15 protein-coding genes and 2 pseudogenes are annotated in these 14,014 nt (G+C 62.7%); 7 read left to right on the top strand and 10 right to left on the bottom strand.

Annotated elements, in window-relative coordinates; all coding sequences use genetic code 11:
• Positions 1-188: 188 nt before the first annotated feature.
• The 3 genes from WBP06_RS03460 to WBP06_RS03450 form a co-directional block, all read right to left on the bottom strand.
• Positions 189-1,088, bottom strand: coding sequence for a HEPN domain-containing protein (locus WBP06_RS03460; RefSeq protein WP_395331881.1), 900 nt, complete (start codon positions 1,086-1,088; stop codon positions 189-191).
• Positions 1,089-1,186: 98 nt separating this feature from the next.
• Positions 1,187-1,507, bottom strand: a complete 321-nt coding sequence (locus WBP06_RS03455; protein ID WP_395331879.1) for a DUF736 domain-containing protein — start codon at positions 1,505-1,507, stop codon at positions 1,187-1,189.
• Positions 1,508-1,969: 462 nt separating this feature from the next.
• Positions 1,970-2,227 carry a hypothetical protein gene (locus WBP06_RS03450; RefSeq protein ID WP_395331877.1) on the bottom strand — a complete coding sequence of 86 codons (258 nt, stop codon included), beginning with the start codon at positions 2,225-2,227 and terminating at the stop codon, positions 1,970-1,972.
• 227 nt (positions 2,228-2,454) lie between these two features.
• On the opposite strand from WBP06_RS03450, the gene WBP06_RS03445 reads away from it, so the two are divergent.
• Positions 2,455-2,586: a hypothetical protein gene (locus tag WBP06_RS03445; RefSeq protein WP_395331875.1), complete on the top strand. Its 132-nt coding sequence runs from the start codon at positions 2,455-2,457 to the stop codon at positions 2,584-2,586.
• A gap of 519 nt (positions 2,587-3,105) precedes the next feature.
• On the opposite strand, the gene WBP06_RS03440 is transcribed toward WBP06_RS03445, so the two are convergent.
• The 4 genes and pseudogenes from WBP06_RS03440 to WBP06_RS03425 all read right to left on the bottom strand — a co-directional run bounded on the left by WBP06_RS03440 (position 3,106) and on the right by WBP06_RS03425 (position 6,963).
• A complete protein-coding gene (locus WBP06_RS03440) occupies positions 3,106-3,315 on the bottom strand; it encodes a hypothetical protein (protein WP_395331873.1) in 210 nt (69 codons plus the stop codon).
• A 183-nt stretch (positions 3,316-3,498) separates the two neighbouring features.
• On the bottom strand, positions 3,499-5,463 hold the full coding sequence (locus WBP06_RS03435; protein WP_395331871.1) for a ParB/RepB/Spo0J family partition protein: 1,965 nt from the start codon (positions 5,461-5,463) through the stop codon (positions 3,499-3,501).
• Positions 5,464-5,566: 103 nt separating this feature from the next.
• Positions 5,567-5,971 (bottom strand): DUF2958 domain-containing protein, encoded by a 405-nt coding sequence (locus tag WBP06_RS03430; RefSeq protein WP_395331869.1) that lies wholly within the window; start codon positions 5,969-5,971, stop codon positions 5,567-5,569.
• Positions 5,968-6,963: pseudogene (locus WBP06_RS03425) on the bottom strand (ArdC family protein). The gene WBP06_RS03430 and the pseudogene WBP06_RS03425 overlap by 4 nt, the downstream one beginning before the upstream one ends.
• 1,365 nt (positions 6,964-8,328) lie before the next feature.
• Here WBP06_RS03425 and WBP06_RS03420 point away from each other — a divergent pair.
• Positions 8,329-8,607, top strand: coding sequence for a DUF1971 domain-containing protein (locus WBP06_RS03420; protein ID WP_395331867.1), 279 nt, complete (start codon positions 8,329-8,331; stop codon positions 8,605-8,607).
• A gap of 161 nt (positions 8,608-8,768) precedes the next feature.
• On the opposite strand, the gene WBP06_RS03415 is transcribed toward WBP06_RS03420, so the two are convergent.
• Complete coding sequence (locus WBP06_RS03415; RefSeq protein WP_395331865.1) at positions 8,769-9,020, bottom strand: hypothetical protein; 252 nt, start codon at positions 9,018-9,020, stop codon at positions 8,769-8,771.
• A gap of 283 nt (positions 9,021-9,303) precedes the next feature.
• Between WBP06_RS03415 and WBP06_RS03410 the strand changes: the two genes are divergently transcribed.
• Positions 9,304-9,882: a MucR family transcriptional regulator gene (locus WBP06_RS03410; protein ID WP_395331863.1), complete on the top strand. Its 579-nt coding sequence runs from the start codon at positions 9,304-9,306 to the stop codon at positions 9,880-9,882.
• A gap of 134 nt (positions 9,883-10,016) precedes the next feature.
• Here the strand turns inward: WBP06_RS03410 and WBP06_RS03405 are convergent, their stop codons facing one another.
• Both WBP06_RS03405 and WBP06_RS03400 read right to left on the bottom strand, forming a co-directional pair.
• Positions 10,017-10,646, bottom strand: coding sequence for a DNA -binding domain-containing protein (locus WBP06_RS03405; protein WP_395331861.1), 630 nt, complete (start codon positions 10,644-10,646; stop codon positions 10,017-10,019).
• 19 nt (positions 10,647-10,665) lie between these two features.
• Positions 10,666-10,719, bottom strand: a pseudogene (locus WBP06_RS03400) (hypothetical protein); the annotation flags it as partial.
• A 263-nt stretch (positions 10,720-10,982) separates the two neighbouring features.
• On the opposite strand from WBP06_RS03400, the gene WBP06_RS03395 reads away from it, so the two are divergent.
• The 4 genes from WBP06_RS03395 to WBP06_RS03380 all read left to right on the top strand — a co-directional run bounded on the left by WBP06_RS03395 (position 10,983) and on the right by WBP06_RS03380 (position 13,959).
• Positions 10,983-11,762 carry an autoinducer binding domain-containing protein gene (locus tag WBP06_RS03395; RefSeq protein WP_395331859.1) on the top strand — a complete coding sequence of 260 codons (780 nt, stop codon included), beginning with the start codon at positions 10,983-10,985 and terminating at the stop codon, positions 11,760-11,762.
• A 79-nt stretch (positions 11,763-11,841) separates the two neighbouring features.
• On the top strand, positions 11,842-12,453 hold the full coding sequence (locus WBP06_RS03390; protein WP_395334014.1) for an acyl-homoserine-lactone synthase: 612 nt from the start codon (positions 11,842-11,844) through the stop codon (positions 12,451-12,453).
• Positions 12,443-13,333 (top strand): phytanoyl-CoA dioxygenase family protein, encoded by an 891-nt coding sequence (locus tag WBP06_RS03385; RefSeq protein WP_395331857.1) that lies wholly within the window; start codon positions 12,443-12,445, stop codon positions 13,331-13,333. The genes WBP06_RS03390 and WBP06_RS03385 overlap by 11 nt, the downstream gene beginning before the upstream one ends.
• Entirely contained in the window at positions 13,330-13,959 is a 630-nt protein-coding gene (locus WBP06_RS03380; protein ID WP_395331855.1) for a GntR family transcriptional regulator, read from the top strand. The genes WBP06_RS03385 and WBP06_RS03380 overlap by 4 nt, the downstream gene beginning before the upstream one ends.
• Positions 13,960-14,014: the final 55 nt, after the last annotated feature.

Here is a 14,014-nt window from a genome sequence, read left to right as displayed (position 1 = left end):
GCAGACGACCCTATGTCGCCGCATGGACACCTCATCTGTACGGAAAAAAGCATTTGCGGCAGGGTCGAAAACGGGGGGTGGCGGTATTCGACCCCCTCCCCGATTGCGCGGCAATGATGCGCGCGGATCACGCCCAAGAGTTTCCGAAACTCGGCCGCAAAATGCCTGACCAACGGCCGGAATTTGCCTCAGATGTTGGAGATGCGCTTCTCGGCCAGCGCCTGCACTTCGGCCTGCAGCAATTCGACGCGCTCGACGATCCATTCCAGTTCGATGTCGCGGATCGTGTAATGAGGCGAGTAACGAGCCTTGATGTAGGCCTGGTGCAGAAGCTCAAAACAGCGCCGCGTGAACTTGGCATCGCGCGGCCAGATCGGGATCAGATCGCGCGCGATATCCTCGGCGCGACCGCGCAGGAAATTGAGGTTGTGCGAGCGCGGGCTGTAGAGCGTCTGCACCAGCAAAACGGTGTGATAGAAGTGCTCGGTAGCTTGGTGCAGCATGAAGGCCGCGTGGTTGGTCAGGCCATCTGCAATCGCCGTTTTTGCAAGCTTCAAGAACCCACTCGCGCTCTTGAACCACTGGTCGAAGTGGTGCTGTGCCTCCGTACGAATTTCCTCGGGATCGAGCAGCTTCGGCGTCTGAAACGGAGTGGCGCCAAGCTCGTAAAGAACGATGCCGTCGCGCATCATGTCGACGAAGAATGGACGGCCGCGCGAGAGCTGATAGTTCACGTCGTCCAGCGAATGGACGACGAGATTTGCAGGGGCCGACAGACGCTCGAACATGGCATGCTCACGCATGAGCGTGTCCTTGGCTTTGCCCCAGTATTCGATTTCGTCGGCAAGTCTTTCGTCGCTGACGACAACGAGTAAATCGTAATCCGACTTGTAGCCATTGATGTTGTCGTCGACCCAATCACCGCGTGCATAGGATCCGTAGAGGATCACTTTCAGGATCCGGCCCTGCTTCTTCCAGCCCTGGGTCGCAAGCGCGAGAACATCGTCGAATTCGGTGAAGATGATCTTCATCGCATGCGAAAGGTCGCGGCGCTTCCTGTCAGGCAGATGTTCCAGATCGGTCTTCATAATCACCTGATTCTAGACGAGTTCGGGAAGAGAACAACACCCGCATTGTTCTTGAGCGGAAGAAATCCCCGCGCCGTCTCCGGCGCGGGGATGAGCAGTCAGTCGGCGGGATTCCAGATGATCGCAAAGCTGTCCTCGTCGTCCTTGCCGGCAGCCCGGCCGAGGTTCGCATAGAGGCGACGGGGTCCGAACTCAGGAGCGGCAAGGGTCAGCGACACGTAGTCGTTGCCGGACGCTTCGCTACGGCGAAGCCAGCCTGCACCGACCTCGATGCCGTTGGAGGTGACCCGGAAATCCGGATGAGTGTCGGACGTCTTGCGGGGGTTGGGCGCGATCTCGATTTCTGCGCGGATCGAAAGGGTGCGAAGCTGACCCTTGAAGCTGCGGCCTTCGCGGGTGACATATCCAATTGCGGGCATTTCTCGTCTCCTTGGACGGTTCGCCCGAACCATTTCCGGGCGATGGCCCGAACTTCAGGGACGGTTACAGCACCGCTTCGAACCGGCAGGCCGAAGCCTTGGCGAAGGATCGGAGACGTCGGTCATATTTGAGAGCGAAGCGGCCGCGAGGAGCCCGCTCTGGCGGGCGGGGAAATATGCCGATCGGCGATGGTTTCGAAGAGGTGCGACCGTTCCAGGTCGGTGGCCGGGAGCCGGAATTGGCCCGGCGTCCTACTGCGGAGACAATGCTCTCCCAATCGGGTTCTTACCCTGCAAAACCGCGTTTCTGTCAAAGCTACCGCTAACTGACGCCGCCGGATGGTTGTCCCCAAGACCAACCTACCGATACCCTCATCCTAACCGTGGTAGCTTCCGTCGCTTTTCGCGAGGGACGCCGCAACTAAGCAGCTTACCGACCAGAACCTGCAGAGGCTAATTCGGTTACTGCCGCGTGATGGAATGCCCATTATTCACGATCATTCCGGCGCAATTGCGAATGCGAAACCATTCCTGCACCTTGTCGTGTTGATTGCGAACTCGCGCCAGTTCGAGCTGGGCTTCAAGATACGGGCCGACGCCCTCTCCGAGTTCCTCGATCAGGTCGCGCGCACGTTGAAAGTAAGCCGCGTCGTCGGGCGCGGTCGCGATCTGGATGGCGCGAAGGATCGCTGCTTCTTCCTCACTGTCCGTGTCTTCCATAGGCGGAAGTGTACCCGGCGCAGAATTTCTCGCCAGCTGTTTCAACTTCGGCCCGGGTGAACCCACGCCTCTGCCCATAAGCATCAGCGCGGAACGTCTTTGATCGGCAGCGGCACCCACGGAATATGAGGCTTGCGGCAAGTCGTAACTTGCGCGCCGCAGGGACTGGCTTTGCAAGCGCACAAAAGGCAGAATTCTCTGGACCACAGCACGACCAGGAGAGGCCGATGGATGAGGATGCCGTGTTCGCTTTCGGCAGCACGCTCGCCGCGATAACCGGACTACTCGAGGAGAAGGGCGTCTGCACCGCTACCGAAGTATCCCAGTCGCTTGGCCATGCTGCGATGGTCCACCTCTAGGCGGGCGAGCAGTACCAGACGCGCGGTCATTACCTCAGGGCCTGGGCCGTCTCGGTGAAGGCAGCGGCCGATGTCCGGACGGCGCCGACGCGCAACTAGCGAGCCGGACCGTCCTTTCGGACAGACGGCAACCCAGGCCTCAAGTCGACCGCGACATTTTCGCAGGCCGCTAAAGTGTATCGCCAGCCCGCGCAGGCGGCGCGTGACAGCTTCGGTTCATGGGCGGTCCTCTCGATAGGCCGAGCGGGACGCGACGCAGATCGAAGGACAACTCTTATATGATATCGATCATTTTCCGGGCCCTGCACTGCCGGTTCGACCGGCATCGCCCCGAATCGGACAAAGTATTCTGGGATGGCCTCTGCTATGTCGGGAGGTGCGAGAATTGCCGGACAGCAATCCGCCGGGCCAGCCGGACGCGCTGGCACCGGGACGAACTGGGCAACGGACCTGGCTTGGCCTAGCCGGGCCTGATCGAGGAAACACACTTCATCGTGAAAGCGGTCCTGTGTCGGCGCTTCAATGACGCTTTGTGACGAGGCGGATTTCTCCACACAGGCTGCAGGTGTCTTTCCGGCGTTCGAAGCCATTCGAACCCGCCAGCTCGCGCGCCGCATGGTCTGCGTTTTCGAGCGGAGAAAGCCCCAGCGTCTGGGTGATGCAGTCGTCGCAGACCGGCTCGGGGGAGAGCCGGGTGACCAGCTTTTCGATGGCTTGAAGTTCGGTCATGGCCCTGTCCTCGTGATCCCGCATTCGTAAATGCGGTGCCGTGCCGTGTCGTTTAGCGGCAGGCAATGAACTTTTAGTGTGGGCGGCGGGACCGCGCCTTTCAAGGTGCGGTCCCGTCGCAGATTTTCCAGCGCCGGCAGGAGGATCGACCGGAGGCGGGATATCCGTCTCCGGTCGATCTTTTCAGGCGGCCAGCCCATCCCCCTCGCAAGCCGGTGCAGCACCGACGTCGCAATCGGGATCAGCGCTGACATCAACCTCGGGCGAGTCGCGCTCATCGCCATCGACACCTTCGATTCGCTCGGGCTCGTCGTCGCCGACCTGCGGCCTGGCAAAGGCGAGCGCGTGCGCGGCTACCGTGCCGACACCCCCGCGTTCGGTGTAGGCGCCGGGCGGGAATGCCATCCAGCGCGGCACCCAGGCCTCCCGCCTGGTGCGGCCGCCAGCCCCTTCGAGGTGATTGCGGATGATCGTCCGCAAGGTCTTCGCCTTCTCGCCCGCGTTGGCCTGCGCGACCAGCTTCCCGGCCACCTCGCCAACCATCGCCAGCAGGACTTCGCGGTCGCGCAGCGTATCGAGAAAGGCATCGTCCGCCTCCCACCACTTGGCCATGTCCACGCCGATTGCGCAGCCTACCGCTTCCACCGCCGCGCTTCCCGCCGCGAGCCCTTCGCCCATGACGAGGGTCACGACCTCCATCACGGTGCTATCGGGCAGTTCGACGAGACGGGCGAACAACCCGCACAGGTCGCGGCCTCCCCCTCGCGTTCCATAGCCAGACCCACCAATCAGGGTCGGCTCGTCATCGGGCAATCCCAGCAGCGCCAGAACCGGGCGTCGCCGCTCATCGAAGACGGCCTCTGCCCAGCTGTCATGGAGGCTTGCCTTGACGGCATCGCTCTTGGCGGCCTGCGGTTCGGGTACGATCCGCCAGAGAGGCGAACCGGCAATGGTGTGCGCGACCATGAGCCGAAGCGCGATGCCGGGATGATCGATCAGGGCGGCGCGCATGGCGGCATGGCGATGGAGGTCGATGTACGTCTGGGTCACCGAAGTCAGTTCGGGCCGGTCCGCTTTCAACGGAAACGACGCCCCTTCTCCAGCCGCTTCCGCCTTGGCGAGCCGCGCCGCTTCCTTGCGCGAGAGGTAGCCCTCGTGGATGACGACTTCCCCGCTGGCGCGCACATCGAGATAGACCCGCCCGCCCTTGCGTTTGGCGATTTTCTCATGCTCCCACGAATGGAAGTGGGTTTCGGGAGGAAGGATCACGGCGTCGGCCCAGCCAGCCTCGAGGAATTGCGCCCGTTTTGCCTCGATCGCGGCGTTCTGGGCCGACCAGAATGCTTGCCCGTCCACGAAATAGGCCTGTTCCCCGAAGAGGTCCGCAACGGTGGCAAGCCCGCTCGCCTCGACATCGAACAGGGCGTGGCCGGTCGGCACCGATTGCCCGCCAAACAGCCACGATTTCGCCTGATGCCCACGCGGCGCGTAGGCATCGGGATCGTCCATGAGGGCCAGCCATGCCTTCTGCTGCGATTTGGATGCCATCGTGAGATGCCGAACCGTTGCCGCGTCGATCTCCTCGGCCCTGTAGAGTTCACGGATGCGAGGCAGGAGATTGCCGAGAGCGAGAATGCGTTTCACGGCAAGGTCCGGCAGGCCGAAGGTCTGTCCGATATCCTCGGCGGTGCGCCCTTCCTTCACCAGCCGGGTGAAACAGGTCCAGCGCGACACTTCGTCGGGTTCAAGCCGGGCAAGGTTCTCGATCAGCGAGGCTTCGATGGCGCTGGCGTCGTCGGCATCGTCGAGAATGGCACACGGCAGCATGGCCGCTTCGGGTTCGGGCTCGCCTGCCTCGCTGCACGCCGCCAGGCGTTCGGCGGCGACGGCCAGCGCCGCATGAAAGCGGCGGCAACCGGCGACGATCTCGTATAGCGCCCCACCTTCCCCGGTCCCACCGTCCTCGCTCCCACCTTCCTTGGCACCAGCTCCGTTGGCCGCGCCGCTCGGCCGTACAAGGACTGGCTGGATCACGCCGCGCGCCCTGACGGTCGGCAGGATATCGGAGATATCGGGGGCCTTGCGGGCGTGACGCATATTCGATTTGCTGACGACAAGGTTGCACAAGGCGATGAATTCGAGTTTCATGGATAGCACTCCTGATGTGAGTGCCGGTCCACCGAGTTTGTAATGGGATAAGGTGGACCGGCTTAGGTTTGGCGGGAGACGCCCGCCTTTCGTCATCCGCCCTTCAGCGGGGCAGAAGCCTGATCGCGGACGGATCCTCATGTACGAGGCGGTCCAGCAACAACGCAGCATCGGGAATCGAGCCGGTGAGTCGAGCGGCCTCGGTCCAGACGGACAGCCGGTGCCGGGTCGAAAAGCCGATGTCGCGCTCGATGGCGAGCCCCATGGGAAGGCGGATCGCCTCGATTTCGCGAAGCGAGAATATGCCAAGTTCCGGGCACCCGAAGCCGAGATCGGCCAGCCCGAACAGGGTATCGTCATCGGCATAGAGTTCGGTCACCAGCCAGACCGCGCGTCCCATCGGATTGAACAGGCGGACCAGCGGCAGCGGATCGAACCGGGGGTTTGCCATGCAATGCTCGAAATTTGCGCTCAACATCGAGCGTATCGAACGGGTCAGGAGGGTCATTGCGCCGCCCTCCCCGTGCCGAGCGATGCCGGGTCTGGATCGGATGGCGCATCCGCGCCGCAAGCGTTCTCATAGCGGGCCAAAAGCCAGTCGGCAGCCTTGCTTGCCAGTGACGCCGCTCGAAAGATCGCGCGGTTGTCTTCGCGCAGCACCTCGAGCCACGCTCCCAGATAATCGGCATGGCGTACGGTCGGCACGATACCGAGCTAGGCACAGAGGAAAGCCGAGCCCATTTCCGCAATCAGTTCCTCGCGGGCATAGTCCCTGGTTCCGAAGGCATTGGTCAGATTTCGGCCGAGCCGCGAGGCATGGCCCGTCGCGTGGGACAGCTCATGCAGGCACGTGCGGTAATAATTCACCTGATCGTGGAAGGCCGGTTGCGGCGGAACAGCCACGAAGTCCGCGCCCGGTGAATAGAACGCCTTGGGTCCGCCGATGCGGAAATCGACGCCGCTTGCGCGGATCACCGCCTCGGCCACCGGCACGATCTCGCGCTCGGGCAGTGCGACCGCCTGGGTTGGAAGCTCTTCGGGCAGACCCTCGCACTGCGAGACGTTGAAGACCGTGAAACGCTTTAGGAATGCAATGGAGCGGGCATCGCAGCCACTCGTGCGCGCGCGCTCCATCTCGGCTTCGGGCGTGAAGCGATCGGCATAGACGACGCATGTTCCGTGTTCGCCCTTGCGGACATGGCCACCAAGGCCGAGCGCCTGGCGGAAGGTGAGCCAGCCTTGGGAAGGCCAGCCGCGCGCAATGACTTCGCCCCACAGGATCAGCACGTTTATTCCCGAATAGGTTCGCCCTGTCAGAGCGTTGCGGGGAAGGCCCGGCACCGGCGCACCCGATCCGCCGCCCACGCAGGCCTCGCTGCTCCACGGCTGCACCCACGGCACCCGGCCCTGTTCGAGTTCGCGGATTATGCGGGTCGTCACCTCGTCATAAAGCGACGCCCTGTCAGCGCCGTGCTTTGCGGTCGCAGACTGGTAGCGGATTACAGGCTTGCTCGCCTCGACAAGGCACTTGGGGTCCGATGGCTGGCATTTTCTTACAGTATGGCCATTGGCTGCCTGGGAGGCGTTGCCCGTTGCCTTCCTCTTTCGCGGCTCGCGCCCCTGCGAATCCTTGCGATTGCTGCGCATGTCTCACCTCCAAGACCCGCCCAAAACCCACCATGGGCCTCCCCGGCAAAGGCGGGGGTGGGCGGCCCGGACGACCGCCAAGGCCCGCCTTCAGGCGGCACCTGCACGCGCAGCCGGGATCCCTACCGCGCAGCGGCAGGGTGGCAAGGGCCGAAACGAAGTGGAGGAGCCGCAGTCATGCGGCTTGCAGGGGCCGGGGGCGGGCCTAGACGGGCGTCGAGCCCACCCCCGGCTTTGCCCGGGAGAGGCTCACCAATAGCGCCGCGGGCGAACGAAGGACGCCCGCGCCCGCATCCGGGCGAGCCTGCTCGCCCGCCACCCCCGCGCCAGTGATCGTCACCGACAAGGTCGAGACCCGGGCACGGGGCTCGGTGCCGCTCGAGCCGGCTCAGGGCGATTAGCCCTCGGCGAGGGGCATGGAGCACGATCGCGCCGAAGGGCGCGAGGCGCACCGCTCCCCCCGCCCTGGTGGCCAACTCCGAATTATCCGGCGCGTCGGCGCCTGACCGTACGCCCTGCCATGACGCGCGTCACACATTCTGCGGCTTCGGACTTCCCGCGTTCGGACCCGAGGGTTCGAGGAGCCACGGGACGCAGGTACCATTCAGAGATGAGAGCCCATTTCGCCGGCATGACAAAGGGATCGCGATCCGCGCTCCCTGGATACCCTTACGCCGCAGACGTTAGCGTGATTCCTCCGACCTCGATTTTATCTCGCGCCTGCCATTCCCCCGCGTCGGACAGGAGAGCGGGGCGGTATGCCGGGAGGAGCTCGCCTCGTCCCGAGAAATGCGCTCGAGCGTGTCGATGCCATAGAGGGACGCTAGCGGTTCTTCTGCAGCTCGCGCGATGCCGAACAACACGATGCTCGGTCAGAAACAGCGCCCAGAGCGCCAACCACGCCGCCGCTGCACCCGAATACGTTCCTCCAGACGCGATCCGCCATCACCAATTATCCCTGCCGGCCCAGCACCGGTGGGGCGGACGCTGCCTACCGACTGACTCCCTCCAATTTGCAGTTGCCCGTCAGCCCCTCTCGTTCATATTGACCTCCTTCGTCAGAAGGGAACAGGGGGCCGGAAGGTGCGACCCGATCCCGGCAGCGGCGATCGGCCTAACGACCCCCTGGCCGTCGCCGTCCCTAACCTTCCGGGACGATCCCATGCACTTCGCGGCAGGCATTGCCCGCCTCGACGGTAGCGTCAGGCAGGAGCGAGCATGAGCGATCCCCTACCCTACAAGACGACACCGGTCTTCGACGCCGAAACCCTTCCCGCAGCCATCCGTAGTGAACACAGCACCAAGCCCGGAGTATGGGGCGTGCTGCGCGTGCTGCAGGGAAGCGTCGACCTGGTGTTTCACGCGCCGTATGCGGTGCACACCGTCACGCCCGGCAATCCGGCCCAGATCAACCCGGAAGACATCCATCACGTGGAAGTTGGCGGGCCGATGCAGATGCAGGTCGAGTTCTACCGCGAACCGCCACTTTCGGACTGATGAGCGGCATTCCCGCACAGCAAGCACTGCATGGCATGAAGGGAAAGCCCGCGCATGGCCACCCGCGTCGTGAAGGCTGCCAGCCAGGGCCGGCCCCAGCGTCGGGCCAAGCGCCAGTTTTCCAGAGCGCCCCCCGCGGGAGCGACGAACCAGGCGAGAGGTCAGTGAAGCAAGGCCGCAACCAGACGGTCGGCGAAATGACGCATGTCCTCAGTGACGCAGGTCGAGAGACGTGAGCGTTGCGACAACTCCTCAATGACGTCGGCAAGTCGTCGAAGCTCACGGGCGCAGGCTATCGCGTTTTCATTGGGCAAACGACGCACCTCGGTGTCGACATTCGCACAGGTCGCGATAAGCCGCATCGAGGTTCCGGCCATGTCGACGGCGGCGGCAAGCAGTATGTCCAGGGTCATAAAGTCCTCAAGAATCCTGTGAAGATGCGCCCGCGAGATGCCGTCATAGACAACCCGGCTCCTCGGTATTCGTGAGCCGCGTCACACCTGGTGGTTATTCCAAGGCCGCAGGGTGGTATACTGGCTTCGGAATCGACGAGGGACACTGTCGGAAACGCTCGTCGCGCCCCGGATCAAGGTTCGCGCGCTCAACTCGTTGGAAAAACGCTGCTTTTACGGACTTTACAGCACCCAGAACGGGAATACAAACGTTTGCACGGGTACAGCAAGGAAACACAGCAAAGTGATCCAAGAAGAACTTCTCGAACTGACGTCCGACATCGTCTCGGCTCACGTCGGCAACAACCTCGTTTCTGTCGACACCCTCCCCCAGCTCATCGAGGCGGTCTACGGTTCGCTGGCATCGCTCGGGAAGGAACCTGAGCCGGCAGAGCCGGAGCACAGGGGCAACCCTGCCGTCTCCATCCGAGCCTCGATCAAGGCGGATGCACTCACATGCCTCGAATGCGGCTCGAAGCAGAAGATGATGAAGCGACATCTCGCGAGGCAGCATGGCCTCACCCCGGACGAATACCGTGCGCGCTGGAAGCTTGCCGACGACTATCCGATGACGAGCGCCGACTATTCGGCAAAACGCGCTGCGTTGGCGAAAGAGATCGGCCTTGGCAGCAAGGGCGGTCGCAGGAAGAAAGTCCCGGGCCCCGTCGAGGCCACAGCCGGCGCAGAAATGCCCGCAGCAGCGAGCGACATGCAGCCGTCTGAAGCACCTGCCACAGGCAAGGCAAAGCGCACGGCGTCAGCCAGAAGCGCATCCAAGGATCAAGGGAATACCCAGAGCACAGGCCCAACCGAGGAAGCCTGATCAACAGACATCCAGGGAGAATGGCGCGGACCAAGAGCAGTTTTCGATCCGATTGCATCGGATCAACTGCTCTAAGATTCTGGTTTATCGCGTGTTCCGAGTCATCAGGTGATTCCACCCGATTAGAAAACGCTCTAATGCTCTGCGCCATTCATCAGTTGGCGATAGGCTCCCTGCGCGAACTGACGTGCGAGGCGCACACGGCGGCGCACGCGGGACCGGACGGCATCGGCGGCGCCCTCGGTGCCATCCTCGCGGGTCATGAATCCGAACAGGACCTGCGCGATCTCGCGTTGGCTGGCCCGCCCTTGAAGCGCGTCATGGACGCGCAGGATTTCCAGCCAGTGCTTCATTCTCGGATCTGCCGGAAACAGCGCAACTACGAAGCGGCCACCTCTGCAAAGCGCTTCCAGCCTCCGCAGTGGCATAAGCTTGGCGCCAAGCGAGGCCATGCCTGCAACTTCGAAACGCAGGATGACCGGGCCGCCCCGCAGCGTTCCCGAAGTGACGTCGAGCCTGACACGGCGCGTACCATCGCTCAGCACCGCATGTTCGTAACCATCGTTTCCCCTGACTACGGTCAGCCACCGCGAGAGAATCGCGGGATCGAATGCCTCGGGATCATTCGGGCACGCCGGCACGGCATCGACCACCAGGGTTCCGGGATCGACCTGCGCATGCCAGATGAGCCGCGCGGCCGGCGCAGGCGTGCGTGGATCTTCCGCGAAAGTGGAGCCCCCACCGCAATGCCGCCTCCGCATCATGGCCCTTGGTCCTGTGGCTCGCGCAACGATACCACTCGATGTAGGCGGCATCGCGGCGCAGCCATTCCCACATCAGCCCGGCACGATCGATGCCCTGTAAATCCTGGTAGAATGCCGGATCGCGCCACCCGTCCATATCGGACGGCGGGGACCGTTTCATAGAGCCTCGCCAGAATGGCAGAAGAAAAATGACACTTTAAAGACATTTAGGTGTTTGCGCGTCGTGGCGAATGTATTAGAACCGACTAGCGACCAAACCGCATCGCCTTGCCGAAATGAAGGTCGGCTTGGCGTATGCCTCAAGTGACGAAGGACGGCCCGGCACGAGTCTGCGGCATGGACCGCCGTGCCGGGGCGATGCAGCCAATGCATATTTTCGACACGTTCAGCGCGTTCATGCGCTCGACAAATGAAGCCGCAAATCTTTTCGACCTCAATCTGGTGCTGGCACATACTGCCCGCGAACTCGGCTATGACTATTTCGCACTCACCCATCATGTCGATTGGAGGCGGCGAGTGCCGGGAGCCGTTCGCCTGCATAATTATCCCGAGGCATGGGTCCAATTCTTCGATTCGAGCGGCCTTGGCGGGGCCGATCCGGTCCAGCGGGCGAGCGAGCGCGCCGGTTTCGGGTTCCGATGGCGCCGGATCGGCGATTTCATTCCCCTCAGCGACCAGGATCGCCAGATCTTCACGCTGGCAGAGGAACACGGAATTGGCGATGGCTTCACCGTCCCGTTCCACCTGCCGGGCGAACACATGGGGTCCTGCTCCTTTGCCGTAAGGCCGGGCCGGGCCATGGTGGCTCCCAATCTGCTGCTGGCGCAACTGATCGGGCTCTATGCATTCGATGTCGCGCGGCGACTCCTCGATCCACACCTGCTTGCGATGCCGCCACGCGCCCCGCTCCTCACCAATCGCGAAGCCGAGATCGCAAGGCTCGTGGCCGCGGGCAAGAGCAACAAGGAGGCCGGAAGGATGCTCGGGATCAGTCCGCACACGGCAAGGCAGCATGTCAGTGAAAGCTTTGGAAAGCTGGGTGTCCATGACCGGGCCGCTCTCACCTATCGCGCATTGCGCAGTGGAGAGATCAGTTACGCCCAAGTACCCATCTGACTGTATCCTACACTTGTAGGATACAGTCAGATCCCTCCTGAGTTCAGGCTGCAGCCTCCAACTCATGGAGGCCCAAGTGATCCACGACATTTCCCAATTGCAACAAGCGATGGAGCATTCCGTCCTACGAAGCATGTTCGAGGCGCGCAAACGCGTCTTCATCGACATCCTTGGATGGGATGTTCCGTCTCTAGCCGGGAAGTATGAACTCGACCAATTCGACACGCCTGAGGCCAAGTACATCGTCCTCGCCAATGGCCAATCGCTGCACCGGGCATCGGCACGACTGCTGCCGACCCATACCCCGCATCTGCTCGACTCCATCTTTCCCTGGCTGTGCAGGGACGGCGTGCCACGGGGGCCGACTTGCAGGGAGATATCCCGGTTCTGCCTCGACCCGCGTCTGACCAGCACCGAGCGGCGTGCGGTCAGGAATGAGCTGGTTCACGCCCTTGTCGAGCATGCGCTGGAAAACGGGATCACCCAGTACACCGGCATCGCCGAGAAAGCCTGGCTGCAGCAGATTCTCGAATTCGGATGGCGGTGCCGTCCGCTTGGGCCGATCCACCATTGGGGCCGCTCACGCATCGGCGCATTGATCATCGACATCGACGCCGACACGCCGGCCCTTCTTGAACGCAGCGGAATATCTGCACTCCAGCCCGCCAGGGAGATTGCCCATGTCCACTGATCTTGCACCGGCCAAAGCGAGCCATCTTTCGACGCTCATAGCAGCGGACCTCAAGGCGCACGGCTACGCAGTGCTGCGAGGGATCGTGGACCCCGATCTCGTGAACGCCCTCGATGTCGGCCTTGCACCTGCGTTCGAGACCACGCCTTTCTGCAACGGTGACTTCTACGGACCGAGCACCAAGCGATTTGGCCGCGTGCTGCTGCGCTCCCCTCTCGCCGAGCGGTTCGTCCAGCATGAGGCCATCCTCGGCGCAATCCGGCAAATCCTCTCGCCGTGGTGTGATACCATCCAGCTCAACCTCACCCAGGGCCTTGCCCTCCATCCCGGCGCGCCGCCGCAGTTTCCGCACCGCGATCAGGACATGTGGCGCGGCGTGACTGGTGAAGTCGAATACCTTGTCAACGTGATGTGGCCGTTTACCAGTTACCGGCAGGAAAACGGCGCAACCCTCGTATGGCCCCGAAGCCACGGCCCTGCAGCGCTCCGGCCCGACACTGACGAGGGTCCCATCGCGATCGACATGCAACCGGGAGATGCCCTGCTGTTCCTGGGCTCGACCCTGCATGGCGCCGGCGCCAACCGAAGCGATCAGATCCGTCGCGGCATGATCGTCAGTTACTGCCTTGGCTGGCTCAAGCCCTACGAGAACCAATGGCTTGCCTATCCGCCAGCCATTGCCAGGCGATTCTCGCCCGAACTGGCAGCGCTTGTCGGCTACGCGCAGCATCGGCCCAATCTTGGAAACTACGAAGGCCTGTGCCCGTCGGTCCTGCTCAGCCAGCAGCCCTTCGACCTGCCTGGCGCTACCGATGCGCTCCGTCCGGACCAGGCGGAAGCCCTCGCTGCCTGGTCGGCTGATCAGGTTCAGTCCCTATGAATGCCGGCACCCGAGCGGAACTCGCCTACGAGGAGGTAAAGCGCCTTGTCCTGTCAGGATCGATCGCCCCCGGCCAAAGGCTCGATCCCATCCGGCTTGCGACTGGTCTTACCGCCGGCGTTACGCCGGTGCGCGAGGCTCTGCTCCGCCTCGCGGGCGAAAGGGTCGTCGAAATGCGCAAGAATACCGGCTTCCAATTGCCGGTGATGACCGAGACGACGCTGATGGAGCTCTATCGCTGGACCTTCGAGGTCCTGCGCATCGCTGTCGCGTCTCCCGGCTGGAAGGAGGGAGAACGCGACAGGGCGCAACTCGCCCAAACCCCGGCGAGCGACGCCGCCTCGTTGTTCGCAGCGATCGCGCAAAAGTCGGCCCGAGCGGAAATCGTCGCGCAGATTGCATCGGCGAACGACCGCCTTATGGCGGCGCGCGCGGCCGAACACCTGCTGTTCGGCGATGCTTCTGCCGAAATTGACGGTATTTGCGAATCCATCGCCCTAAAGTCCGGGACCCTGACAACTGAACTTCGCAAGTACCACGCGCGCCGCCTTGGAAATTCGAGAGAAATTCTGGCAACGATTTACAAAATCGCCGGCACAACCCACGATCCAATATCAATTCTATAAATCGATTATAAATTTTTTATATTTTTCAAAAGGGGACATCCTTTTGTGCCGCATG

The organism is Novosphingobium mississippiense, from assembly GCF_044029535.1.
Lineage (GTDB): Bacteria > Pseudomonadota > Alphaproteobacteria > Sphingomonadales > Sphingomonadaceae > Novosphingobium.
The sequence above is the reverse complement of the archived record's forward strand: the minus strand, read 5'-3'. Positions and strand labels throughout refer to the sequence as shown.